Source organism: Streptomyces lavendofoliae (genome assembly GCF_014649735.1).
Classification (GTDB): Bacteria; Actinomycetota; Actinomycetes; order Streptomycetales; family Streptomycetaceae; genus Streptomyces; species Streptomyces lavendofoliae.
In genome coordinates this window covers 172,763-197,459 of the sequence record NZ_BMTP01000012.1, presented here as the reverse complement: position 1 = coordinate 197,459, position 24,697 = coordinate 172,763, and the positions used below count along the sequence as shown (strand labels likewise).

The window sequence follows — 24,697 nt, the reverse complement described above, 5'->3', positions numbered from 1 at the left end:
GCCCGGACCGTACGCGCGCACTCCGCCCGCCGCCGCCGGCGCGCACCCGAACGGGGCGCGGCGCGCCCGGTGCCCCTCGCCCACGCCGTACCGCCCGCCCACCCGGGCCGGGGGGCTAGGCGGCGTCCGGGCGTGGGGGGAGCGGCAGGGGGAGGGCCGGCAGGCCGTCCAGGCTCACCCCGAGGTGGTCCTTCTTCTCGCAGTACGCGGCGAACTCCTCGTCCGTCTTGCGGCCGAAGTGCTCGGCGTGCTGCGTCCGCTCCTCGCGGTAGTCCATGAAGGGCACCGCGAAGCCGCACGCGTCACTGATCCGCCGGGCGTGGACGACCACGACGGCGCGGGCGGCCGGACCGTCGGCGTCCTTGAAGTACGGGATGTACTCCGCCCAGCGCGGATCGTCCCGGAAGATCGCCTCACCCGTGCCGTGCACCCGCAGCACCTTGGGCGGGCCCGAGAAGGCGCACCACATCAGCGTGATCCTGCCGTTGCCCTCCTCGCGGAGGTGCGCCACCGTCTCGGCGCTGCTGCCGCCGAAGTCCAGGTAGGCCAGCGTCAGCTCGTCGATGACGACCAGGGTGCCCTTGCGCCCCTTCGGTGAGACGTTGACGTGCCCGTCACCCGTCAGGGGGGCGGTCGCGGTGAAGAAGACCGGCTGTTCCTCGATGAAGTCGCGTATCCGGCCGTCGATGCGTGCGTATCTCTTTCCCATGGGCGCATTATCGCCACCGTCCCCGACCCGCCCCGGCGGCACGGGTGTTGGCGCGCGTGACGCGGACGGTGGCGCACCGCCGCCCCGGGCACCGCGCCGGCGCGGCGGGAGGGCCCGGGGACCCCTCGGGAGCGCGTTGACAAAACATACGGCGGTCTGCATAGTTATACCTGTCAGTGAATGCACCGTAAGGAGAAACCCGTGACCGAGCGCGTCGTACTCGCCTACTCGGGCGGACTGGACACCTCCGTCGCCATCGGCTGGATCGCCGAGGAGACGGGTGCCGAGGTCATCGCCGTCGCCGTGGACGTCGGCCAGGGCGGCGAGGACCTGGACGTCATCCGCAAGCGCGCGCTCGCCTGCGGTGCGGTCGAGGCCGAGGTCGCGGACGCCAAGGATGAATTCGCCGACGAGTACTGCCTCCCGGCGATCAAGGCCAACGCGCTGTACATGGACCGCTACCCGCTGGTCTCGGCGCTCTCCCGGCCCGCGATCGTCAAGCACCTGGTCGCCGCCGCCAAGAAGCACGACGCCTCGGTCGTCGCCCACGGCTGCACCGGCAAGGGCAACGACCAGGTCCGCTTCGAGGCCGGCATCCAGGCCCTCGGCCCCGACCTGAAGTGCATCGCCCCGGTCCGGGACTACGCCATGACCCGCGACAAGGCCATCGCCTTCGCGGAGAAGGCCGAACTGCCGATCGCGACCACCAAGAAGTCCCCGTACTCCATCGACCAGAACGTCTTCGGGCGTGCCGTCGAGACCGGGTTCCTCGAGGACATCTGGAACGCGCCGATCGAGGACATCTACGAGTACACCTCGAACCCGGCCACCCCCCGCGAGGCCGACGAGGTCGTCATCACCTTCAAGGAGGGCGTCCCGGTCGCCGTCGACGGCAAGCCCGTCACCGTCCTCCAGGCCATCCAGCAGCTCAACGAGCGGGCCGGAGCCCAGGGCATCGGCCGGATCGACATGGTCGAGGACCGGCTGGTCGGCATCAAGTCCCGCGAGGTCTACGAGGCCCCCGGCGCCATCGCCCTGATCACCGCCCACCAGGAGCTGGAGAACGTCACCGTCGAGCGCGAGCTGGCCCGCTACAAGCGGCAGGTCGAGCAGCGCTGGGGCGAGCTGGTCTACGACGGCCTGTGGTTCTCGCCGCTCAAGCGGGCGCTGGACGGCTTCATCAACGAGGCCAACCAGCACGTCTCCGGCGACGTCCGGATGACCCTGCACGGCGGGCGCGCCGTCGTCACCGGCCGGAGGTCCGAGGAGTCCCTCTACGACTTCAACCTGGCGACGTACGACTCGGGCGACACCTTCGACCAGTCCAAGGCGCAGGGTTTCATCGACATCTTCGCCCTGTCGTCGAAGATCGCCGCGAAGCGTGACCTGACCTGACACGGACTCGTTCGACAGCCGCCTCCCCGTTCCCCGTGGGCGGGGAGGCGGCGTCCTTCCCACAGCCTTGAGGAGCTTGAAGCAGTGAGCAGCAACAACGGTGACGTCCGGCTCTGGGGCGGACGGTTCGCCGACGGTCCCGCCGAGGCGCTGGCCAGGCTGTCGGCGTCCGTGCACTTCGACTGGCGCCTCGCGCCGTACGACATCGCCGGCTCCCGCGCCCACGCGCGCGTGCTGCACAAGGCCGGGCTGCTCACCGCCGACGAGCTGACGCGCATGCTGGAGGGGCTCGACCGGCTGGAGGCGGACGTCGCCGACGGCTCCTTCACCGGCACCATCGCCGACGAGGACGTCCACACCGCCCTGGAGCGCGGCCTGCTGGAGCGCCTCGGGCCGGACCTCGGCGGCAAGCTGCGCGCGGGCCGGTCCCGCAACGACCAGGTCGCCACGCTGTTCCGGATGTACCTGCGCGACCACGCCCGGATCATCGGCGGCCTCCTCGCCGAGCTCCAGGACGCCCTCGTGGGGCTGGCCGAGGCGCACCCGGACGTCGCCATGCCGGGGCGTACGCACCTCCAGCACGCCCAGCCGGTGCTCTTCGCGCACCACGTGCTGGCCCATGTGCAGTCGCTGTCCCGGGACGCGGAGCGGCTGCGGCAGTGGGACAAGCGGACGGCGGTCTCCCCGTACGGCTCCGGCGCCCTCGCCGGCTCGTCGCTGGGGCTCGACCCGGAGGCGGTCGCCAAGGACCTCGGCTTCGAGAACGGCAGCGCGGGCAACTCGATCGACGGCACGGCGTCGCGCGACTTCGTCGCCGAGTTCGCCTTCATCACCGCGATGATCGGCGTGAACCTCTCCCGGATCGCCGAGGAGGTCATCATCTGGAACACGAAGGAGTTCTCCTTCGTCACCCTGCACGACGCCTTCTCCACCGGCTCGTCGATCATGCCGCAGAAGAAGAACCCGGACATCGCCGAGCTGGCGCGTGGCAAATCCGGGCGGCTCATCGGCAACCTGACCGGGCTCATGGCGACCCTCAAGGCCCTCCCGCTCGCGTACAACCGCGACCTCCAGGAGGACAAGGAGCCGGTCTTCGACTCCTGCGACCAGCTGGAGGTCCTGCTGCCGGCCTTCACCGGCATGATGGCCACGCTCACCGTCAACCGCGAGCGGATGGAGGAGCTCGCCCCGGCCGGCTTCTCGCTCGCGACCGACATCGCGGAGTGGCTGGTCAAGCAGGGCGTGCCGTTCCGGGTGGCGCACGAGGTCGCGGGCGAGTGCGTCAAGGAGTGCGAGGCGCTCGGCATCGAGCTGGACCAGCTCACCGACGAGCAGTTCGCCAAGATCTCCGAGCACCTCACCCCCGAGGTGCGCACGGTGCTGAACGTCCCCGGCGCCCTCGCCTCCCGCAGCGGCCGGGGCGGCACGGCCCCCTCCGCCGTCGCGACCCAGCTCGCCGAGGTCAAGGCCGACCTGGTCATCCAGCACGCCTGGGCCGGCGCCAAGCGCTGACCCCCCGCGTCACAGCGCCGCCGCCCCCGGCGCGCGTCGACGTCCGCCCGTGGCCTGACCGGCCCGGTACGCGGACCGACGTGCGGCGGGTGGCGGCGGCGCGGTCGTTCCCGCTCCCCGCGGGCGCGTCGTACCGCGTCTTTCCTGCAGGCCCCGCGAAGGGGCCTTTTCGTGTATCCGGGTCGATCGGCTCCCATTCGGTGAGTCACCAACGTTCCCGATGAGACATTGATGTCTCACATCGGTTATGGTTGTCTCATGACAGTCGACCGTGAGCAGGTGCTGCGCACCGCCGCCGCCCTTCTCTCCCGCAAGGCGACCGCCACCATGGACGAGGTCGCCCGCGCCGCAGGCATCGGCCGCGCCACCCTGCACCGGCACTTCGCCGGGCGGGACGCGCTGGTCAGGGCGCTGGAGGCGCTCGGGATCCAGGAGTTCGAGGCGGCCATCGACACCGCCCGGTTCGACGACGGGACCGCCGAGGAGGCGCTGCGCCGGCTCATCGCCGGGCTGGAGCCGGTCGCCGGGCTGCTCGCGTTCCTCGTCACGGAGAACCAGCTCTTCGAGGGCGACCAGATGAACGAGGGCTGGGACCGCCTCGACGCGCGTGTCGCCGCGCTCTTCCGGCGCGGCCAGGAGCGGGGCGAGTTCCGGATCGACCTCACGCCCGTCTGGCTCACCGAGGCGCTCTACGGCCTCATCGGCACCTGTGCCTGGGCCGTGCAGGACGGGCGGGTCGCCGGCAAGGACTTCCAGTACATGATCGCCGAGTTGCTGCTCGGTGGAGCACGCAGGAGCGTGGAGAGATGACCCGTACCGATCAGCTCGCGAAGGAAACGGAGGTCCTGCGCCGCCCGGGCCGGTGGCTGGCACTCGCCGTACTGGTCCTGGCCGTGCTGCTGGTGGCGGTCGACGCCACCGTACTCGGCCTGGCGACCCCGTTCCTCAGCGAGGACCTCAAGCCGACCGGCACCCAGCTGCTGTGGATCGGCGACGTCTACTCCTTCGTCATCGCCGGCCTGCTCGTCTCCATGGGCAGCCTCGGCGACCGCATCGGGCGCAAGAAGCTGCTGCTGACCGGAGCCACCGCCTTCGGCGCCGTCTCCGTCCTCAACGCGTACGCCACCAGCCCGGAAATGATGATCGCCGCCCGCGCCCTGCTCGGCGTGGCCGGCGCGACCCTCATGCCCTCCACGCTGGCCCTCATCCGCAACCTGTTCCACGACCCGCGCGAGCGGAGTCTCGCCATCGGCATCTGGGGCGCCATGGCGTCCGCCGGCGCGGCCGTGGGACCGGTCGTCGGCGGGTTCCTGCTGGAGCACTTCTGGTGGGGCTCGGTCTTCCTGATCAACCTGCCCGTGATGGTGGTCCTCGTCCTGGTCGGCATGCGGTACATCCCCGAGTCGAAGAACCCCGCGCCCGGCCCGTGGGACCTGCCCAGCGTCGCCCTGTCGCTGATCGGCATGATCGGCGTGGTGTACGCGGTCAAGGAGGCCGCCGCGCACGGGCTGCGCACCGACATGGCCGTCGCCGCGGTCATCGGCGCCGCCGCGCTGGCCTGGTTCGTACGGCGCCAGCTCCGGCTGGACGCCCCTCTGCTCGACATGCGGCTGTTCCACCACCGGGGCTTCTCCGGGGCGGTGCTCGCCGACCTGCTGACCATCCTCGGCCTGTCCGGGCTCGTCTTCTTCCTCTCCCAGTTCCTCCAGCTGGTGCAGGGACGTTCACCCCTGGAGGCGGGGCTGGCCGAACTGCCCGCCGCCGTCGGCGCGGTGACGGCCGGTCTGATCGCGGGCAACGTCGCCCGGCGCTTCTCGGTGCGGTCCGTGGTCTCGGGCGGTCTCGCCGCGGTGGGCCTCGCGCTCGCCGCGCTGACCCTGCTCGACCGGTCCAGCGGCTACCCGATGCTCGGCGCTTCCCTGCTGGTCGTGGGTGTCGGCGCGGGCTTCGCGTTCACGGTGACCGCCGACGTGATCCTGTCGAGCGTGCCGCACGAACAGGCGGGCGCGGCGTCGGCGGTGTCCGAGACGGCGTACGAACTCGGCGCGGCGCTCGGCATCGCGGTCCTCGGCTCCATCGTGACCGGGGTGTACAGCGACTTCGTCAGCCCCCGGGGCGTCCCCGCGGCCACCTCCGCCGCGGCGCACGAATCGCTGGGCGGCGCGGTGGAGGCGTCCGCCGGCCTGCCGGACGCGACGGCCGGGGCGCTGGTCACGGCCGCGCAGGACGCCTTCGTCGAGGGCCTGCGCATCGCGGCGGGCGCCGGCGCGGCGGTCCTGCTGGCGACGGCGGTCGCCGCCTGGTTCCTGCTCCGGGGCCAGAAGCTCGAAGAGGGCGTCGAGCACCCGTAGGCGCGGGCACCGCCCCGGTCGTGGCGGAGGGCCGCACCCACGTCAGGGTGCGGCCCTCCGCCGTACGGGGGCGGGCGCCCCCTCGTGCCGACGCCGTTACGCCGCCTTCGCCTTGGTGGCGTACATGTCCACGTACTCCTGGCCGGACAGCCGCATCACCTCGGTCATCACCGAGTCCGTCACCGCCCGCAGCACGTACCGGTCGCGGTCCATGCCCTCGTAGCGGGAGAACTCCATCGGCTCGCCGAAGCGGACCGTGACCCGGCCCGGGCGGGGGAGGCCCGCGCCTCCCGGCTGGAGCTTGTCGGTGCCGATCATCGCGAACGGCACCACCGGCGCACCCGTCATCAGCGTGAGGCGCGCGATCCCGGTCCGGCCGCGGTACAGGCGCCCGTCGGGGGAGCGGGTGCCCTCGGGGTAGATGCCGAAGACCCTGCCCTCCTCCAGCACCCGGCGGCCCGTCATCAGCGCGGCCACACCGCCGTTGGCGCCGTCCCGGTCCACCGGGATCATGCCGACCCCGGTGAAGAACCAGGCCATGAGCCGGCCCTTGAGCCCCTTGCCCGTGACGTACTCGTCCTTGCCGATGAAGCAGACCTGCCGGTCGCACACGATCGGCAGAACGATCGAGTCGATGAACGTCAGGTGGTTGCCCGCCAGGATGACCGGCCCGTCACCGGGAATGTTCTCGGCGCCCTCCACCTGTGGGCGGAACATCAGGCGCATGACCGGGCCGAGCACTGCCTTGATGAGCGCGAAGCGGGACAACGAGTCCTCCGTCGAAGTAGCCGACCACGTACGTGACCAGTATGTGCAGGTGAGGACGATACTCGCGGGTCCCACCCGCGCGCACACCGGGTTCACGGAGTCGATACGCCGTGTTGACGCGCGTTTTCCCGGCGTTCGTCCGGGGTCTCCCCTGCGTAAGACCCCGCTGCCTACGATCGGGCCCTCGCTCGACGACCGCTCGGCTGTCGCTCGACACGCCGGAGAACGCCCACGAAGGAGCTTTCATGACACAGGGTGCGCACACGAGTCCCGGCAGGCGGACCGTACTGGGAGCCGCGGTCCTCGGTACGGCCGCCCTCACCGCGGGCGCGGCCGGCACCCCCGCCCAGGCGCACGGCCGGCCCACGGGGGGCGCCCACCCGCGCCTGCCCGTCCCGACGGTCATCGCGCACCGCGGCGCCAGCGGCTACCGCCCCGAGCACACCCTCGGCTCCTACCAGCTCGCCCTCGACATGGGCGCGGACGTCATCGAGCAGGACCTCGTCCCCACCAAGGACGGCCATCTGGTCTGCCGTCACGAGAACGACATCACCGGGACGACGGACGTCGCCGACCACCCGGAGTTCGCCTCCCGCCGGACCACCAAGAGCGTCGACGGCACCGCGCTGACCGGATGGTTCACCGAGGACTTCACCCTCGCGGAGCTGAAGACCCTGCGGGCGAAGGAACGCATCCCCGGCGTCCGCCAGGAGAACACCGCCTACGACGGGCGCTGGGCCGTCCCGACGTTCGAGGAGGTGCTGCGCTGGGCCGAGAAGGAGGGCCAGCGCCGGGGCCGCCCGGTGTGGCTGCACGTCGAGACCAAGCACCCCAGCTACTTCCGGAAGATCGGCCTCCCCCTGGAGGAACCGCTCGCGAAGCTGCTGCGCCGGTACGGCCGCCACGGCGCCGGTTCGCCGACCTTTCTCCAGTCGTTCGAGCCGAGCAGTATGCGGCGGATGGCCGCGCTCGTCTCGGCGCCGCGCGTCGTCCTGCTGTCCGGCGCCGGGACCCGCCCCTGGGACTTCACCGAGTCGGGCGACCCGCGCACGGTCGCCGACCTCATCACGCCCGAGGGCCTGAAGTGGATCGCCTCCTACGCGCAGGGCATCGGCCCGACGCTGGACCTCGTCGTCCCCCGGCGCCCCGACGGCACGCTGGGCGCCCCCACGACACTGGTGCGCGACGCCCACGCCCAGGGGCTGCTCCTGCACCCCTACACACTGCGCAACGAGAACAGCTTCCTGCCGGCCGAGTTCCGCCGGGGAACGGACCCCGCGGCGTACGGCGACGTGTTCGGCGCGTACGAGGCGTACTTCGCGACCGGCATCGACGGCATCTTCACCGACCAGCCGGACACGGGTCTGCTGGCCGCGGCGGACTTCCGCGCCGCCTCCCACTGAGGTCGCCGCCCCCGCCGTGGCCGGCCGCCCCACCGTTGTGGCCAGTCGTCCCGCAGGGCGGGACGGGTGGCCACCACGGGACCGGGGCGGCGCCCCGTCCCGGTGCCCGGCGGCGCGGTGGCCGCACCGGCGGGGCCTGCCGGCGGGTGGGGCGCGGGACGGTGGGAGGAGGGTGCGGGACGGCGGGTATGGGCTCGCCTCGGTGGTGCGCCGTCTGCGGGAGGGTGGTGGGCGGGGCCCGGCCCACCCGGGTACGCCGGGCGGGGCGTCAGCGCTCCGGCGCGGTCGCCGCCCGTACGGGCGGTTTCGCGCCCGGGCGGCAACCACCGCGCCGCACCGCGGTGTCGTGGCCGACATGACACCCCACCCCCGCACCCCGGCACCCGGCACCCCGGCCGAGCTCGTCGACGCCCTCACCGCGCTGCTCGCCGCCGAGTCCGCGGCCGAAGCCGCTGCCGCCGGCGTCGAGCCCGGCGACCTCGAACAAGCCGTGTGGCTCAGGCTCCTGGAACGACTCGACGGCGGCCCCGGCATGCCTCACCGGCCCGCCGACTGGCTCCGCCGCGCCGTCCGCGCCGAGGCCCGCCGCGCCCGGCGGACCGCCGTGCGGGAACTGCCCTACGCCCAGGACCCCGTGTCGGACACCGAGCCCGAGCGCGCCGCGCTCGTCGCCGAACGCCGCCGGGCCCTGCGTACCGCCATCGCGCGCACGCCCGTCCACTGCCGGCGCCTGCTGACTGCGATGCTGTCGCCCAGCGACCCCACTTACCGCGAAATCGCAGGAGAGTTGGGTATCTCACAAGGCAGTTTGGGGCCGATGCGTTCCCGTTGCCTGGGATGCCTGCGCAGAATGCTCCCGGCAGAGGTTGCCGTTCCTGAACATCGGGGAAAGGAGCGGTAGACCCACAGGGTGCACCAGGTGAGCCGGAGGCATGCGTACATGGGCATGAGCGTGACCATCTCAGCGGCGGACGCGCGGGACGCCGAACAGATCCTCAAGCTGCAGTACCTGTGCTACCAGAGCGAGGCCGAGCTGTACGGCGACTACGGCATCGAACCGCTCACCCAGTCGCTCGACGACCTGAAGGCCGAACTGGTCCGGGGCCACGCCCTCGTCGCCCGGCTCGGCGACGAGGTCATCGCCTCCGTGCGCGGAGAGCTCGACGACACCGGCACCGCCACCATCGGCAAGCTCATCGTCCACCCCCGGCTCCGCCGGCACGGGCTCGGCAGCCGCCTCCTCGACGCCATCGAGGAGCACTTCGCCGCCGGCCGGTCACCCGCCGCCAAGCGCTTCCAGCTCTTCACCGGCCACCGCAGCGAGGGCAACCTGCGCCTCTACCGCAGGAAGGGCTACGCGACCGTCGCCACCCGCGAGGTGGACCCGCGCCTGACGCTCCTCACGCTGGAGAAGGCCGCCTAGACTTCCGCAGCCACAGGATCCCGGTCACCGGAAGCAGCACCGGGATGAAGACGTACCCGTAGCCGTAGTCGGACCAGACCGTGGCGTCCGGGAAGGCACCGGGATCGGCCAGCGTCCAGGTGCCCACGGTCAGCACGCCCACCAGCTCGGCGGCGCAGCACACCAGCGCCGCCCTGCGGGCCGTCTCGCCGCCCCGCACCAGCGTGTAGGTGATGAACACGTACACCACGGCCGCCAGCGCCGACAGCGCGTACGCCAGCGGCGCCCGGCCGAACTCGGTCGCGATCTGCAGCACCGACCGCGACACCGCGCCCACCGACATCACCCCGTACAGCCACACCAGCAGCAGGCCGGGGCCCTTCGCCAGACCGCGCCCCGCCATCTCAGGCCGCCCAGATGTCGTGGAGGCGCACTTCCAGCACCGCCAGCACCACCGCACCGGCCGCCACCGTCGCCGAACCCCAGCGGGTGCGCTCCGCCAGCGACAGGAAGCCCGCCGCAGGGACCGCGCACACCGCGCCGATCAGGTACGCGAGGAAGATCGCCGTGCCCTCGTCGGCCGTGCCGCCCCCCGCCAGCCGGACGACACCGACCACGAGCTGCGCGAGGGCCAGCGCCGACACCACCGCCATGCCGATGAAGTGCCAGTCCTTCGTCGGCTGGTCGCGGTACGCGGCGAAGCCGCACCAGGCGGCGAGGGCGAGCGCGGTCACGGAGACCGCGACCGTCAGGGCGTCAAGCATGCGCCCGAGACTATTACGGGCCAAAAGACCCGGTGCGACCGCCCCCGCCGGCGGAAACGTAGGCTCCATGACCATGAGGATCCACGCCGAAGCCCTGCTGTTCGACAACGACGGAACCCTCGTCTCCTCCCTGGAGTCCGTCCGGCGGTGCTGGACCCGGTGGGCCGATGAGCACGGCATCGCGGCGGAGGACTTCGCCCGGGTCGAGCTGCACGGCCGTCCCGCCGTCGACATCATCGCCGAGCTGCTGCCCGCCGACCGGATACCCGGCGCCCTGGCCCGTATCGAGCGGCTGGAGGTCGAGGACGTACCCGGCGGCGTGGAGCTGCTGCCCGGCACCAAGGAGCTGCTGGCCTCCCTGCCCGCGGGCCGCTGGGCCGTCGTCACCTCCGCGACCCGGCCGCTCGCCGAGGCCCGGCTGCGCGAGGCCGGCATCGACGCGCCCGTCGTGATCGCCGCCGACGACATCACGCGCGGCAAGCCCGACCCCGAGCCCTACCTGCTGGCCGCCGCGAGGCTCGGTGTCGCCCCGGAGCGCTGCGTCGTCTTCGAGGACGCCCCCGCCGGGCTGGCGGCCGGCCGAGCCGCCGGCATGCGGACCGTGGCCTTGGCCACAACGCACCACCGCGACGACCTGGTGGCCGATGTCGTGGTCACCGACCTTTCCCAGGTGTCGGCCCAGGTCACGGCGGGGGGAGTGGAGATCGGGCTGACCGTCTGAGGGCCGCCCGGTGTCCGTATACCGCACGAGGGCAGTCCGCTATTCGGACACCCGTCCGGGCCGCGGGGAGGTGTCTGGTTTACTGGCCCGCATGACCACGACGAGCAGCCGCACCCTTGCGACCGAGGCGATGACGACGCCCGGTGCTCGTTGTATGTGTCGAATGTGCGCCTTCTGAGGGCCCCTGCCTGAGCCTCGCGCCCCGAAGCGAGACCCGACAGCCACGCCGTGTCCCGTACGCGATCGACGGAACACGCCTGCCCCGCGCACGTGCCGTCCCCGGCCCACCGGCCGGAACCAGCCGTGCCGCGCGTCGGAACGACGAATGCCCCGTGCCCGGCGGACACCGCGCCGCGCACTCGACAGTGACGGAAACCCCTGTGATCACCACTACGGGCCTGACCAAGGTCTACGAGTCGCGAGGCCGCCAGGTCACCGCTCTGGACGGCGTCGACCTGCATGTCCGCGAAGGCGAGGTCTTCGGCGTCATCGGACAGAGCGGCGCCGGCAAGTCCTCGCTCATCCGCTGCGTCAACCTCCTGGAGCGCCCCACCTCCGGCACCGTGACGGTCGACGGTACCGACCTCACCGCGCTCGCCGGCCGCGGCCGGCGAGCGGGCAAGGACCTGCGCCGGGCGCGCAGCCGCATCGGTATGGTCTTCCAGCACTTCAACCTGTTGTCCTCGCGCACCGTCAAGGACAACATCGAGCTGCCGCTGGAGATCCTCGGCGTCACCGGCGCCGACCGCTCCCGCCGCGCCCTCGAACTCCTCGACCTCGTCGGCCTCGCCGACAAGGCCAAGGCGTACCCCGGCCAGCTCTCCGGCGGCCAGAAGCAGCGCGTGGGCATCGCCCGGGCCCTGGCCGGCAAGCCCAAGGTGCTCCTCTCCGACGAGGCCACCAGCGCCCTGGACCCCGAGACCACCCGCTCCATCCTCCAGCTGCTGCGCGACCTCAACCGGCAGCTCGGCCTGACCGTCCTGCTCATCACGCACGAGATGGACGTCGTCAAGCAGATCTGCGACTCCGCCGCCCTGATGAGGAAGGGCCGCGTCATCGAGTCCGGCACCGTCGCCGAACTGCTCGCCACCCCCGGCTCCGAGCTCGCCCACGAGCTGTTCCCGGTGACCGGCGAGGCATCCGGCGCCGACCGCACGGTCGTCGACGTGACCTTCCACGGCGAGGCCGCCACCCAGCCGGTGATCTCCCAGCTCTCCCGTACGTACAACATCGACATCTCGATCCTGGGCGCCGCCATGGACACCGTCGGCGGCAGGCAGATCGGCCGCATGCGCATCGAACTGCCCGGCCGCTACGAGGAGAACGTCGTCCCCGTCGGCTTCCTGCGCGAACACGGCCTCCAGGTGGAGGTCGTCCGCGCGGAGGCGCACGTGCCCGCGCAGGGCCTGGCCAAGGAGATCACGAAGTGACCTGGGAAGAGATGCGGCCCCTGCTGGAGCAGGGCACCGTCGACACGCTCTACATGGTGCTGTGGTCGACCGTCGTCACCGTCATCGGCGGTCTCCCGCTGGGCGTCCTGCTCGTCCTGACCGACAAGGGCGGCCTGCTGCAGAACCGGCCGGTGAACAAGGTCCTCGGGGCGATCGTGAACATCGGCCGCTCGCTGCCGTTCATCATCCTGCTGGTCGCCCTGATCCCCGTCACCACGCTCGTGGTCGGCACCTTCATCGGCCCCACCGCGATGATCGTGCCCCTGTCCATCGGAGCCATCCCGTTCTTCGCCCGCCTCGTCGAGACGGCGATCCGCGAGGTCGACCACGGACTGGTCGAGGCCGTGCAGTCCATGGGCGGCGGCATCCCGACGATCGTGGGGAAGGTGCTGCTCCCGCAGGCCCTCCCGTCGCTGATCGCCGCGCTCACGACCACCGTGATCACCTTGATCAGCTACTCGGCACTGGCCGGCGCGGTCGGCGGCGAGGGCCTCGGCTCCAAGGTCATCACCTACGGCTACCAGCGGTTCGAGACCGGCTTCATGCTCGTCACCGTGGTGCTGCTGATCGTCATCGTCACGATCATCCAGCTCCTCGGAGACCTGGCCGTACGCCTCCTCGCCCGCCGGGGCCGTACCGCTTCCTGACGTCTTTCCCCACAGCCCGCACTCCTTGTCCGGGCGTCGTCCGCACCACCAGAAAGAGGCACTTTTCGTGCGTAAGAACATCAAGCTCACCGGCGCCTTCGCCACCATCACCGCCCTCGCCCTCGGCCTCACCGCCTGCGGCACGGCCTCCGACCCGTCCGCCTCCAAGGACGGCTCCGGCAAGGCCGACGCCTCCTCGCCGCTCGTCGTCGCCGCGTCCCCGACGCCGCACGCCGACATCCTGACCTACGTCAAGGACAACCTCGCCGAGAAGGCCGGCCTCAAGCTGGAGGTGAAGGAGTTCACGGACTACGTCCTGCCCAACACCGCCACCGAGAGCGGCCAGGTCGACGCCAACTACTTCCAGCACAAGCCGTACCTGGACGACTTCAACAAGAAGAACGGCACGCACATCGTCCCGGTCGTCAACGTCCACCTGGAGCCCCTCGGCTTCTACTCCAAGAAGCTGAAGTCCCTCAAGGACCTCAAGCCCGGCCGGACCGTCGCCGTCCCCAACGACACCACCAACGGCGGCCGCGCGCTCAAGCTGCTCGCCGACAACGGCGTCATCACCCTCAAGGACGGCGTCGGCGCCAACGGCAAGCTGTCCGACATCAAGGACAGGAAGGGCCTGGAGTTCAAGGAGCTGGAGGCCGCCACCGTGCCCCGCGCCCTGAACGACGTCGACGCCGCCGTCATCAACGGCAACTACGCCATCGAGGCCAAGCTCAGCCCCACCAAGGACGCCCTGGCGCTGGAGAAGGGCGAGGGCAACCCGTACGCCAACTTCCTCGCCGTCAAGGAGGGCGACGAGAAGGACGCGCGCGTGCGCAAGCTCGCCGAACTCCTCAACTCGCCCGAGGTGAAGAAGTACATCGAGGACACCTACAAGGACGGCTCCATCGTCCCCGCCTTCGGCGCGGTCAAGTAGCCCCGCCCTTACGGCGTCCCGGCCCCGCGCACCCGTCCGGTGCGCGGGGCCCGGCCGTGTCGACGCATCGACGAGTCGACGTATCCGTATCGACGAATCCGTACCGACCCGCCCATGCGCACCACCGGCTGCATGCTGCATGCTGTGCGTTCACGGCCTTTACGGACGGTCCCCGGCATGGAGCTGCGCATGACTACCACCTTTCCGGACATCTCCATCAGCACGGAACGGTTGGTGCTGCGGCCCTACGAGGACGCGGACATCCCCGCCCACATCGAGATGATGAACGACGAGATGGTCGTCGCCTGGACCTCCGTACCCCACCCCTACACCACGGCCCACGCCGAGGAGTGGGTGCGCACGATCGCTCCCGCGGAGCGCGACGAGGGCCGCGGCGTCGTCCTCGCCGTCACCGAGTTCCTCACCCAGCGCCTCGTCGGCACCGTCCACCTCCAGCACACCGACTGGCGCATCCGCGCCACCGAGATCGCCTACGTCACGGCCCCCTGGGCACGTGGCGAGGGGTACGCCACCGAGTCCGTCCTCGCCGTCGCCCAGTGGCTCTTCCGCGACCAGCGCTTCGAACGCCTGGAACTGCGCACCGCCGCCGACAACACCGCCTCCCAGCAGGTCGCCCAGAAGATCGGCTGCATCAGCGAGGGCGTCCTGCGCAACGCCTGGATAGCGCGCACCCGCACGGAGGACGGCGGCTGGACCGACATCAGGACCGACCTGATCGTCTGGAGCCTGCTCCCCGAGGACCTGGAAGGCGCCGCCGACCAGCTCGCCGACGCCGGCTACTCCTCGTTCACCGACTGGAACTGAGACCCGGTACGCTCACCAGCACTCCACTCGACTCCCCACCAACACCCCAGGAGACGGACGAAGATGGCCGACCGGGTCACGGTGATCGGCTGGGACGGCTCGCCCCTCACCGCCGCCGCCAGGTCCGCCCTGACGGCCGCCACCCTGGTGGCCGGAGCCGGCCACCACCTGGCCCTCCCGGAAGTCCCGCCCACCGCCGAACGCGTCCGGCTCGGCAGCGTCGACCTCGCCGCCCGCCGCATCGCCGGCCACCGCGGCACCGCCGTGGTCCTCGCCGACGGCGACCCCGGTTTCTTCGGCGTCGTCCGCACCCTGCGCGCACCCCGGTACGGCCTGGAGGTCGAAGTGGTGCCCGCCGTCTCCTCCGTCGCCGCCGCCTTCGCCCGCGCCGGCATGCCGTGGGACGACGCCCGGATCGTCGTCGCCCACAGCCGTACGCTGCGCCGCGCCGTCAACGTCTGCCGGGCCCACCCCAAGGTCGCCGTCCTCACCTCCCCGGGCGCCGGGCCCGCCGAACTCGCCCTCCTCCTCGACGGCGTCCACCGCACCTTCGTCATCTGCGAGGAACTCGGCACCGAGCGCGAGCAGGTGACCGTGCTGACCTCCGACAAGGCCGCCGACCACTCCTGGCGCGACCCCAACGTCGTCATCGTGATCGGCGGCGCCGCGACCGCCTCGCAGGGCGGCGGGTGGCTGATGGGCCAGGAGCCCGGAGCGGTGCGGGGCTGGGGACTGCCCGCGCACGTGTACGGCGACGACCTGCGCGTCGGCGAGTCGGCCGGCCTGCGGGCCGCCCAGCTCGCCCGCCTCGGCCCGCGTACCGGCGACCTCGTGTGGGACATCGGCTGCGGCGCCGGACCGCTGGCCGTGGAGGCCGCCCGCTTCGGAGCGGCCGTGATCGCGGTCGACGAGGACCCGGCCGCCTGCGCCCGCACCGAGGCCGCCGCCCGTCACTTCGGCGTCCAGCTCCAGACGGTGGCGGGACGCGCCCCGCACGTGCTGGAGCGGCTGCCCGAACCCGACGTCGTCCGCGTGGGCGGCGGGGGAGCGGCCGTCGTCACCGCCTGTGTGGACCGCCGCCCCGAGCGGATCGTCGCGCACGCGACCACCCGTGACGAAGCCGAGGCCATCGGCGCGGTCCTGGCCGACGGCGGGTACGCGGTCGAGTGCGCCCTTCTCCAGTCCGTCGACCTCGACCCGGGGGCCTGGACCGAACGCGACCGCCAGGTGGTCTTCCTGCTGTCCGGGCACAGGCCGGCGCCATCCCCGTGACCATGTCACTACGGGACGGCAGGTAGGCTGGCCGATCGTTGTACGGCGGCCGGGTGTTCGACGATTAATTCGTCAATGTCCGGAAAAGGGAGACTTGTTCGGTCCCCTGTTGCGGTACGGCGTCACCGGGGGGTTGCGCAACGTGGCGCAGTCCACAGCCGAGGGCGGCGGATCCCGCTGCCCCGGCGGCCGAAGGCCGCGACAATACGTGATGTCCGCGCGCCGTTCGTGCCGCGCGGCGCGCATGCTCGTTCTTGTTGGCGGGCGACGGTCTGAAGGAGCACAACCGATGGGCGAGGGGTACGCATGACTGACACCGGCCAGGTCCCGGGCGAGGGGCAGCCGGAGAACGCAGGCATGGTGGAGCAGCCGGGCATCCCCGCTCCGGGCGCGTACACCTTCCTGGACCCCTCCGAGAACACCGCCGATGACGACGACCTGCTGTTGATGCCGGGGTCGCAGGGTGCCTGGGGCGAGCCGCCCGCCGGCGCCGCCCCGGCGCCCATGGCGATGACCCCGAGCGTGCCGCCGGCGGTGGACCCGGTGGGCGCGGCCGTGATCGCCGAGCAGCAGGCCCAGCAGCTCCAGCAGGCCGGGTACGACCCCTCCGCGCCGATGGCGCACGAGCCGGCCGCTCCCGTCTACGAACCGGCGGCCCACGAGCCGGTCTCCTACGAGTCCGCCCCGCACGGGGCGCATGACGCCGCTGGGCAGGGTGCCGGAGTGTACGAAGTCGCGGCGCACGAGGTCGCGGCGCACGGGACCGCCGTTCAGGACGCCGCCGTCGGCACGCCCGAGCAGGTCGCGCCCGAGCAGGTCGGCCACGCGCCGGTGATCCACGAGGCCGGTGCGCACGAGGCCGGTGGTCGTGACTCCGGCTCGGTGGACCTGTCCGGCGTACGGATGCCCGAGGCGGTCCACGCCGCCGCTCCCGAGCCCGCCCAGGCCCAGCCCCCGGCCCCGGCGCCCGCGCGGCGCCCGCTCCACATGGGCCCGCCGGTCCCCGACACCTCGGGCGGAGTCGTCCGCTCGCTCGCCGATCGCGGGCCGGCCAACCCGGGACCTGCGACCTCCGGCGGCCTGGAGTACTTCGACGTGCCGCGCGACGAGCCCGCCTCCGCGCTGCCCGGCCCCCAGCTCGGCGAACTGCCGCCGCAGAGCGCGGAGCCGTGGTCCTCGCAGCCGCAGGTGCCGCAGACGCCGCTTCCCGTGGCAGCAGAAACGGTCGTTCCTGCCCAGGCGCCCGCGCCGGCCGGGCAGTTCGTCCCGGTCGAGGGCTCCGTCCCGGCCGCGCCGCACCTCGCCCCGGTGCCGTCCGCCGCCCAGGAGGCCGCCGTCGAGCCGGCACCCGAGCCCGCCCCGGAGGCGGCCGGGTCGCCGCAGGACGCCGTCGTGACCGTTCCGGCGCCCCGCGACGGCGGAGCACCGGCCGTGACGGAGCAGGTCCCGGCGCCACAGCCGGTACCGGCGGCCGAGGCGGCCGTACCCGAGGCGGCGCTGCCCGAGCAGGCCGAGGCCCCCGCCGAGCCGGTCGCCCCGGAGCCCGCCCCCGCCCCCGCGCCCGCCGAGCCGGTGGCAGCGGCGACCGGGGCCGAGCAGCCGGTGCCCGTCGAGCAGCCGGTCGCCGAGCCCGTGGTTCCGGTCGCGGCGCCCGCTCAGCCGGTGCCCGCGGAGGCGGTCGCCCACGAGCCGGCCGCCGAGCAGCCGGTGCCCGCCGAGCCCGAGCAGCCGGTGGCCGCCGAGCAGCCCGCGTCCGAGGTCACGGCGCCCGAGCAGCCGGTCACCGCCGAGCAGCCGGTCACCGCCGAGCAGCCCGCGCCGGCCGAGCAGCCGGTGGCCACCGAGCAGCCGGTGGCCGCCGGACCCGCGCCCGAGCAGCCCGCGCCGCAGGAGGTCGAGCAGGCCGCGCAGGACGCGCCCGAGGCGATCGAGCCGGAGGCCCCCGCCACCGTCCCGGTCGCCCCGGAGGCCACTCCCGTCCCGGCCGTCGCGGACGCCACCCCCGTGCCGGAGGCCACGCCGACTCCGGGCGTCCCGGAGGTCGCGGACGCCCCCGCCGACAGCGACGCCCCCGCCGGCACCGAGGCCCCCGCCGTCGCTGACATCCCGGCCGACGCCGCAGAAGCCGTCGCCCCGGAGCCCGCCGACCAGAGCCCCCCGGCCCCCGGTTACGACGACGTCGAGCGCGAGGCCGTGCTCCGCGTCATGCGCGAGCGCCGGGACATCCGCAACGGCTTCCGCAGCGACCCGATCCCGCACGAGGTCCTCCTCCGGGTCCTCGAAGCCGCGCACACGGCACCCTCCGTCGGCCACTCGCAGCCCTGGGACTTCGTCGTCATCCGCTCCGCCGAGACGCGGCGCACGATGCACGAGCTCGCCCAGCGCCAGCGGGAGGCGTACGCGAGGTCGCTGCCCAAGGGCCGGGCCAAGCAGTTCAAGGAACTGAAGATCGAGGCCATCCTCGACACCCCGGTCAACATCGTGGTCACCGCCGACCCCACCCGGGGCGGCCGGCACACCCTGGGCCGCCACACGCAGCCGCAGATGGCGCCGTACTCCTCCGCCCTGGCCGTCGAGAACCTGTGGCTCGCCGCGCGGGCCGAAGGGCTCGGCGTCGGCTGGGTCAGCTTCTTCGACGAGCGGGAGATGGTCCGCGCCCTCGGCCTGCCCGAGCACCTGGAAGTCGTCGCGTACCTCTGCGTGGGGTACGTCGACGAGTTCCCGGAGGAGCCGGAGCTGATGCAGGCGGGCTGGTCCAAGCGCCGCCCGCTGTCGTGGGTCGTCCACGAGGAGACGTACGGGCGCCGCGCCCTCCCCGGCGAGGAGCCGCACGACCTCCTCCAGGAGACCGTCTCCAACATCCGTCCGCTCGACGCCAAGGCGCTCGGCGAGGCGTGGGAGCGGCAGAAGCGCATGACCAAGCCCGCCGGCGCGCTCGGCATGCTGGAGATCATCTCCGCGCAGCTCTCCGGCCTGTCCCGGATGTGCCCGCCGCCCATCCCCGAGCCCGCGGCCGTCGCGATCTTCGCGGGCGACCACGGGGTGCACGCCCAGGGCGTCACCGCCTGGCCCCAGGAGGTGACCGCCCAGATGGTCGCCAACTTCCTGGGCGGCGGCGCGGTCTGCAACGCGTTCGCCAACCAGGTGGGCGCCGAGGTCTGCGTCATCGACGTGGGCGTCGCCGGCGACCTGCCGGCCACCCCCGGCCTCCTGCCGCGCAAGGTGCGCCCCGGCACCGCCGACTTCACCGCCGGCCCCGCCCTCAGCCGTGAGGACGTCCTCGCGGCCGTCGAGGTCGGCATCGAGACGGCCCGGGACCTGGTCGCGGCCGGCAACAAGGGCCTGCTGACCGGTGAGATGGGCATCGCCAACACCACCGTGTCCGCCGCGCTGATCTCCGTGTACACGGACGTCGATCCGGCGGAGGTCACCGGCCGGGGCACGGGCATCAACGACGAGATGCACGCCCGCAAGGTCGACGTCGTCCGCCGCGGACTGGAGCTGCACCAGCCGGACCCGGCCGACCCCATCGGCGTCCTCGCCGCGGTCGGCGGCCTGGAGCACGCGGCGCTCGTCGGCTTCATCCTGGGCGGCGCCTCCCTGCGCACACCGGTCGTCCTCGACGGCGTGAGCGCGGGCGCCGCGGCCCTCGTGGCCCGGGCCATCGCCCCCGAGGCGCTGGCGGCCTGCATCGCCGGTCACCGCAGCGCGGAGCCGGGCCACATGGCGGCGCTCAACAAGCTGGGCCTGCGCCCCCTGGTGGACCTCGACCTCCGCCTGGGCGAGGGGACCGGCGCGCTGCTGGCCCTGCCGGTGATCCAGAGCGCGGCCCGCGCGATGCACGAGGTGGCGACGTTCGACTCGGCGGGCGTCACCGAGAAGTAGGCGGCCCGAGCACGCGGACGGGGGTGGGGCCCGCGCCCCACCCCCCGTACGCCGCCTCCCGCCGGCGACACGCGCCCCGCCCCGTACGCCCGTCCGACGACCCCGTCCGTCAGCGCCCCCAGGCACCGCCCCGGCCCGCCCGGCGGGGCGCACCGTATCGTGGTCGGCAGCGTCCCCCAGCGCCGCGCCACCCCCGCCCCACCAGCCGCTTCACCGTCGCAGCGGCCCCGCACACCGCACCACCGCCTCGCCGAGGAGCCGCACCGCCATGGCCGAGAACGCCGAGCACCCCGCCTACCCCGTCGGACTGCGCCTGACCGGGCGCCGCGTCGTCGTCATCGGCGGCGGCCAGGTCGCCCAGCGCCGCCTCCCCGCCCTCATCGCGGCCGGCGCCGACATCACCCTGGTCTCCCCGTCCGCGACGCCGTCCGTCGAGGCCATGGCGGAGGCCGGTGAGATCACCTGGACCAGGCGCCGCTACGAGGACGGGGACCTGGCCGGCGCCTGGTACGCCCTGATCGCCGCCACCGATCCGGAGGCCAACGCCCGCGCGTCCGCCGAGGCCGAGCGCAACCGGGTCTGGTGCGTCCGCTCCGACGACGCAGAGGCGGCCACGGCCTGGACCCCGGCCACCGGCCGCAGCGAGGGCGTCACCGTCGCCGTGCTCACCGGGCACGACCCGCGCCGCTCCGCCGCCGTGCGGGACGCCATCGTCGAGGGGCTGCGCGACGGGTCGATCGCGGCGCCCCACCACCGCTCCCGCACCCCCTTCGTCGCCCTGGTCGGCGGTGGCCCCGGCGACCCGGACCTGATCACCGTGCGCGGCCGCCGTCTGCTGGCCGAGGCCGACGTGGTCGTCGCCGACCGACTCGGCCCGCGCGACCTGCTCGACGAGCTGCCGCCGCACGTCGAGGTGATCGACGCGGCGAAGATCCCCTACGGCCGGTTCATGGCCCAGGAGGCCATCAACAACGCCCTCATCGAGCACGCCAAGGCCGGCAAGTCCGTGGTGCGGCTCAAGGGCGGCGACCCCTTCGTGTTCGGCCGGGGCATGGAGGAGGCGCAGGCGCTCGCCGAGGCGGGCATCGCGTGCACCGTCGTGCCCGGCATCTCCAGCTCGATCAGCGTCCCCGGAGCGGCCGGCATCCCGGTCACCCACCGGGGCGTGGCGCACGAGTTCACCGTGGTCAGCGGCCATGTCGCGCCCGACGACCCGCGCTCGCTCGTCGACTGGGCCTCGCTCGCCAAGCTGACCGGCACCCTCGTCATCCTCATGGGCGTCGACAAGATCGGGGCGATCGCCGAGGCGCTCATGGCGCACGGCAAGGCCCCGGACACCCCGCTCGCCCTGGTGCAGGAGGGGACGACGGCGTCCCAGCGCCGGGTGGACGCGACCCTCGCCACGGTGGCCCGGCGGGTCGCGGAAGAGGACGTCCGCCCGCCCGCCGTGATCGTCATCGGCCCGGTCGTCGCCGAGGGCCCGCTCAAGACCACCGCGTAACCCGTTGGCACCCACACCGGACGAGGCAATCACCCCGTGGCCGATCTGATCACCATCGACGACCCCGACGACCCGCGACTGCGCGACTACACCGGCCTGACCGACGTCGAACTGCGCCGCAGGCGCGAGCCCGCCGAGGGCCTGTTCATCGCCGAGGGCGAGAAGGTCATCCGGCGCGCCCGGCAGGCCGGGTACGAGATGCGGTCGATGCTGCTGTCCGCCAAGTGGGTCGACGTCATGCGGGACGTCATCGACGAGGTCCCGGCACCCGTGTACACGGTGACGCCGGACCTCGCCGAACGCGTCACCGGCTACCACGTGCACCGCGGCGCCCTCGCCTCCATGCGGCGCGAGCCGCTGCCCGCCGCCGGGGAACTGCTCACCGGCGCCCGCCGGGTGGTCGTCATGGAAGGCGTGAACGACCACACCAACATCGGCGCCATCTTCCGCAGCGCCGCCGCCCTCGGCATGGACGCCGTCCTACTGTCGCCCGACTGCGCCGACCCGCTGTACCGCCGGTCGGTGAAGGTCTCCATGGGCGCCGTCTTCTCCGTCCCGTACGCCCGTCTCGACACCTGGCCCCGCGGGCTGGAGACGGTCCGGGAGGCCGGCTTCCGGCTGCTGGCCCTGACGCCCGACGAGAAGGCCACGAGCATCGACGCGGCCGCGCCGCACCGCCTGGAGCGGGTCGCGCTCATGCTGGGCGCGGAGGGCGACGGCCTCACCACCAAGGCGCTGATGGCGGCCGACGAGTGGGTGCGCATCCCGATGGCCCACGGAGTGGACTCGCTCAACGTGGGCGCGGCGGCGGCCGTCGCCTTCTACGCGGTGGCCACCGGCCGTCCGCAGGACTGAACCGCTACCCCTGAAGGCCCTGCGCCGCCGCGATCCCCAGCAGCACGATCAGCGTCACGACCACGAAGACGAAGATCCGCTGCCGCAGCAGCCGGGGGTTCGCGGGACGGCGCGGGCCACCCGCTCCCGTCCGCACCCCGGGCCTCGACGCCGTCCGGCCACCGCCGCCGCCCGTCCGGGACGGCGGGCGCGCCGGGTTGCGCGACGACGAGACACGCGACGGTTGCCCGCCGCGCGCGCCGGGCGCGGGCGTGCGCTGGGCGCGCCCCTGGGTCCGCTCCGTGTAACGCTCCGTCAGCCGCCCCGTGGGCCGGTCGTCCACCGGCCGGACGCCCGGCCGCGCGGCCGGCGGCCGGACGTCGGACAGCCCCTGCGCCTCGCGGGCCGCGATCTCCTTCAGCCGCATCGACAGCTGCAGGGTGCTGGGACGGTCCTCCGGGTCCTTGGCGAGACAGGCCCGTACGAGCGGCGCGAGCGCGTCCGGCACGCCCTGCAACTGCGGCTCCTCGTGCACCACCCGGTACAGCATCACCTCGGAACTGCCGTGCCCGAAGGGCGAGTCCGCCATCGCCGCGTACGCCAGGGTCGCCCCCAGCGCGAAGACGTCCGTCGCCGGGGTCACCGCCGCGCCCCGCACCTGCTCGGGCGCGAGGAAGCCCGGTGAGCCCACCGCCGTGCCCACGTGGGTGAGCGTCGAGGCGCCGGTCGCCCAGGCGATCCCGAAGTCGATGATCCGCGGGCCCTTGGGGGACAGGAGGATGTTCGACGGCTTCAGATCCCGGTGGACCACCCCGGCCTCGTGGACGGCGACCAGCCCCTCGGACAGCGCCGCGCCGATGGCCGCCGTGTCCGCCGCGGACAGCGGGCCCTCCTCGGCGACCTTGTCGTGCAGGGACGGGCCCGGTACGTACTGGGTGGCGAACCAGGGCCGGTCGGCCTCCAGGTCGGCCGCCACCAGCCGGGCCGTGCACCCGCCGCGGATCCTCCGGGCGGCCGACACCTCGCGCGCGAAGCGCGACCTGAACTCCTGGTCCTCGGCGAGATCCGGCCGGATCACCTTCAGGGCCACCCGCTGTCCGCGCCGGTCGGACCCGAGGTACACGACCCCCATGCCGCCCGCGCCGAGCCGCCGGTGGAGCCTGAATGAGCCGACGACACGCGGATCCTCGCGCCGGAGCCGCATCATCGCCATGTCCGTCCCCTACCTACGGTGGGGAGGCCCCACCCTCGCTGCACCGTGTCCGTTTGACGTGGCACAGCTTACGTACCCGCGCCCCGGGGTGCTCATAGGCCGCGCCCTCGCGGGCCGATCGATTGTCGGTGCCGCCGGGGCCGGGAGTGTGCCCGTCCCCCCAATGACCGCCGCCGCCAAGGGGGTTGGCCCTCCGGAGTGACGGACCGTACGGAGGGGCGGACCGGACGTGAGGGACGTCACCCGCGCTCCGGCCCCTGGGGAGGACCCCTGACGTCCGGCCGGCCGTCTCCACCCAGGGGAGTACGCCACCCGTCGGCGGCTCATCCTCCGGGAGGCCCGCCAAAGGGTACGCGGGCATGACGTGCCGGGCCCGCCGCTTCCCTAATGTTGAGGTCAAGCGGCGGGTGCGGTACTCGTCCCCCGAGGTCGGACACCCGCCGCTGCTGGAACCGACGGGAGAGGAACCATGGCTGACACGGCACCGCGGGCGATGATCCGCACGCAGGGACGGAAGGCGTACGCCGCGTCCGGCAGCCGTCCGGCCGGCCGCCGCCACCCTCTGGTGGCGACGGCGATGGTCCTCCCGCTGGCCGCGCTCCTGGTGGTCGCCTTCGGCGGCTGGGACGCGATGGTCACACAGGCGTCGTCCGTGGGCGTGATGCTGGGGCGCTGAGAGGCACCCCGGACCCGGGAGAGCGGCCCGGGTCGGGTTCATCCGGCCAACAACCCCGTGGGGACGGGGGTGCGGCGGACGGCAGCGGTGGCCGGCAGCTGGGGAGCTGCCGGCCACCGCTTTGTTCCCCCGTCGTGCGGACGCTGCGGCGACCACGGCGCCGGGCGCTCCCGGTCGGTGCCCCGCCCCGGGGTGCGGTGCCCGCCGTGCCGGGGATGGTCCATCCGGGGCGGTTCACCCGTTGTGCGGTGCGTGTCGGTGCGTGTCGGTGGGTGGCGGGGTGGGGCACTCGGGCTCGTTCCCGGAGGTCCGGTGTCAGGCTTCCTCGCGGTTCGTCCTGGGCTGCCGGCCGACGTGCGGGCCGTTGCGATCCGGCCGCGGGCCGCAGGGCGCGCCCGCCCGCACGGACCGGCGGCCGTGCGGAGGAGTGGGGGCCC

Annotated in this window: 22 protein-coding genes; 17 read left to right on the top strand and 5 right to left on the bottom strand. The window is 73.3% G+C overall.

The window, feature by feature from the left end; translation table 11 throughout:
* Positions 1-115: 115 nt before the first annotated feature.
* Positions 116-709 carry a pyridoxamine 5'-phosphate oxidase family protein gene (locus IE109_RS22660; RefSeq protein ID WP_189552852.1) on the bottom strand — a complete coding sequence of 198 codons (594 nt, stop codon included), beginning with the start codon at positions 707-709 and terminating at the stop codon, positions 116-118.
* 201 nt (positions 710-910) lie between these two features.
* On the opposite strand from IE109_RS22660, the gene IE109_RS22655 reads away from it, so the two are divergent.
* From IE109_RS22655 to IE109_RS22640, 4 genes are all read left to right on the top strand, one after another.
* On the top strand, positions 911-2,104 hold the full coding sequence (locus IE109_RS22655) for an argininosuccinate synthase (protein ID WP_189552851.1): 1,194 nt from the start codon (positions 911-913) through the stop codon (positions 2,102-2,104).
* An 84-nt stretch (positions 2,105-2,188) separates the two neighbouring features.
* Positions 2,189-3,616: an argininosuccinate lyase gene (gene argH / locus IE109_RS22650; RefSeq protein WP_189552850.1), complete on the top strand. Its 1,428-nt coding sequence runs from the start codon at positions 2,189-2,191 to the stop codon at positions 3,614-3,616.
* A 258-nt stretch (positions 3,617-3,874) separates the two neighbouring features.
* Positions 3,875-4,426: a TetR/AcrR family transcriptional regulator gene (locus IE109_RS22645; RefSeq protein WP_189552849.1), complete on the top strand. Its 552-nt coding sequence runs from the start codon at positions 3,875-3,877 to the stop codon at positions 4,424-4,426.
* A complete protein-coding gene (locus tag IE109_RS22640) occupies positions 4,423-5,967 on the top strand; it encodes an MFS transporter (RefSeq protein ID WP_189552848.1) in 1,545 nt (514 codons plus the stop codon). The genes IE109_RS22645 and IE109_RS22640 overlap by 4 nt, the downstream gene beginning before the upstream one ends.
* Before the next feature lie 96 nt (positions 5,968-6,063).
* On the opposite strand, the gene IE109_RS22635 is transcribed toward IE109_RS22640, so the two are convergent.
* Positions 6,064-6,693: a lysophospholipid acyltransferase family protein gene (locus tag IE109_RS22635; protein ID WP_373297758.1), complete on the bottom strand. Its 630-nt coding sequence runs from the start codon at positions 6,691-6,693 to the stop codon at positions 6,064-6,066.
* A 287-nt stretch (positions 6,694-6,980) separates the two neighbouring features.
* Here IE109_RS22635 and IE109_RS22630 point away from each other — a divergent pair, with 287 nt between their 5' ends.
* The 3 genes from IE109_RS22630 (at position 6,981) to IE109_RS22620 (ending at position 9,561) form a co-directional block, all read left to right on the top strand.
* Positions 6,981-8,138, top strand: coding sequence for a glycerophosphodiester phosphodiesterase (locus tag IE109_RS22630; RefSeq protein WP_189552847.1), 1,158 nt, complete (start codon positions 6,981-6,983; stop codon positions 8,136-8,138).
* A gap of 355 nt (positions 8,139-8,493) precedes the next feature.
* Positions 8,494-9,039, top strand: a complete 546-nt coding sequence (locus IE109_RS22625) for a sigma-70 family RNA polymerase sigma factor (RefSeq protein ID WP_189552846.1) — start codon at positions 8,494-8,496, stop codon at positions 9,037-9,039.
* A gap of 39 nt (positions 9,040-9,078) precedes the next feature.
* Complete coding sequence (locus IE109_RS22620) at positions 9,079-9,561, top strand: GNAT family N-acetyltransferase (protein ID WP_189552954.1); 483 nt, start codon at positions 9,079-9,081, stop codon at positions 9,559-9,561.
* On the opposite strand, the gene IE109_RS22615 is transcribed toward IE109_RS22620, so the two are convergent.
* The gene (locus IE109_RS22615; protein WP_189552845.1) at positions 9,539-9,943 is read right to left on the bottom strand and encodes a hypothetical protein; all 405 of its coding nucleotides are present in this window, start codon (positions 9,941-9,943) and stop codon (positions 9,539-9,541) included. The two genes, IE109_RS22620 and IE109_RS22615, sit on opposite strands and share 23 nt — an antisense overlap.
* A gap of 1 nt (position 9,944) precedes the next feature.
* Positions 9,945-10,304 carry a hypothetical protein gene (locus tag IE109_RS22610; RefSeq protein ID WP_189552844.1) on the bottom strand — a complete coding sequence of 120 codons (360 nt, stop codon included), beginning with the start codon at positions 10,302-10,304 and terminating at the stop codon, positions 9,945-9,947.
* A gap of 73 nt (positions 10,305-10,377) precedes the next feature.
* Here IE109_RS22610 and IE109_RS22605 point away from each other — a divergent pair, with 73 nt between their 5' ends.
* The 9 genes from IE109_RS22605 (at position 10,378) to IE109_RS22565 (ending at position 22,392) form a co-directional block, all read left to right on the top strand.
* Positions 10,378-11,025, top strand: coding sequence for an HAD-IA family hydrolase (locus IE109_RS22605; RefSeq protein ID WP_189552953.1), 648 nt, complete (start codon positions 10,378-10,380; stop codon positions 11,023-11,025).
* A gap of 332 nt (positions 11,026-11,357) precedes the next feature.
* Positions 11,358-12,455 carry a methionine ABC transporter ATP-binding protein gene (locus tag IE109_RS22600; RefSeq protein ID WP_308431382.1) on the top strand — a complete coding sequence of 366 codons (1,098 nt, stop codon included), beginning with the start codon at positions 11,358-11,360 and terminating at the stop codon, positions 12,453-12,455.
* The gene (locus IE109_RS22595) at positions 12,452-13,123 is read left to right on the top strand and encodes a methionine ABC transporter permease (RefSeq protein WP_189552842.1); all 672 of its coding nucleotides are present in this window, start codon (positions 12,452-12,454) and stop codon (positions 13,121-13,123) included. The genes IE109_RS22600 and IE109_RS22595 overlap by 4 nt, the downstream gene beginning before the upstream one ends.
* A 67-nt stretch (positions 13,124-13,190) precedes the next feature.
* Complete coding sequence (locus tag IE109_RS22590) at positions 13,191-14,054, top strand: MetQ/NlpA family ABC transporter substrate-binding protein (RefSeq protein ID WP_189552841.1); 864 nt, start codon at positions 13,191-13,193, stop codon at positions 14,052-14,054.
* 177 nt (positions 14,055-14,231) lie between these two features.
* Positions 14,232-14,879 carry a GNAT family N-acetyltransferase gene (locus IE109_RS22585; protein WP_229891436.1) on the top strand — a complete coding sequence of 216 codons (648 nt, stop codon included), beginning with the start codon at positions 14,232-14,234 and terminating at the stop codon, positions 14,877-14,879.
* 63 nt (positions 14,880-14,942) lie between these two features.
* Positions 14,943-16,151 carry a precorrin-6y C5,15-methyltransferase (decarboxylating) subunit CbiE gene (cbiE, locus tag IE109_RS22580; RefSeq protein ID WP_189552839.1) on the top strand — a complete coding sequence of 403 codons (1,209 nt, stop codon included), beginning with the start codon at positions 14,943-14,945 and terminating at the stop codon, positions 16,149-16,151.
* A gap of 306 nt (positions 16,152-16,457) precedes the next feature.
* Complete coding sequence (cobT, locus tag IE109_RS22575; RefSeq protein ID WP_189552838.1) at positions 16,458-20,036, top strand: nicotinate-nucleotide--dimethylbenzimidazole phosphoribosyltransferase; 3,579 nt, start codon at positions 16,458-16,460, stop codon at positions 20,034-20,036.
* Positions 20,037-20,304: 268 nt separating this feature from the next.
* Positions 20,305-21,537, top strand: coding sequence for a uroporphyrinogen-III C-methyltransferase (gene cobA / locus IE109_RS22570; protein WP_189552837.1), 1,233 nt, complete (start codon positions 20,305-20,307; stop codon positions 21,535-21,537).
* Positions 21,538-21,573: 36 nt separating this feature from the next.
* Positions 21,574-22,392: a TrmH family RNA methyltransferase gene (locus IE109_RS22565; RefSeq protein WP_189552836.1), complete on the top strand. Its 819-nt coding sequence runs from the start codon at positions 21,574-21,576 to the stop codon at positions 22,390-22,392.
* A 4-nt stretch (positions 22,393-22,396) separates the two neighbouring features.
* Here the strand turns inward: IE109_RS22565 and IE109_RS22560 are convergent, their stop codons facing one another.
* Entirely contained in the window at positions 22,397-23,584 is a 1,188-nt protein-coding gene (locus tag IE109_RS22560; protein ID WP_189552835.1) for a serine/threonine-protein kinase, read from the bottom strand.
* A 469-nt stretch (positions 23,585-24,053) separates the two neighbouring features.
* Here IE109_RS22560 and IE109_RS22555 point away from each other — a divergent pair, with 469 nt between their 5' ends.
* Positions 24,054-24,260: a hypothetical protein gene (locus tag IE109_RS22555; protein ID WP_189552834.1), complete on the top strand. Its 207-nt coding sequence runs from the start codon at positions 24,054-24,056 to the stop codon at positions 24,258-24,260.
* Positions 24,261-24,697: the final 437 nt, after the last annotated feature.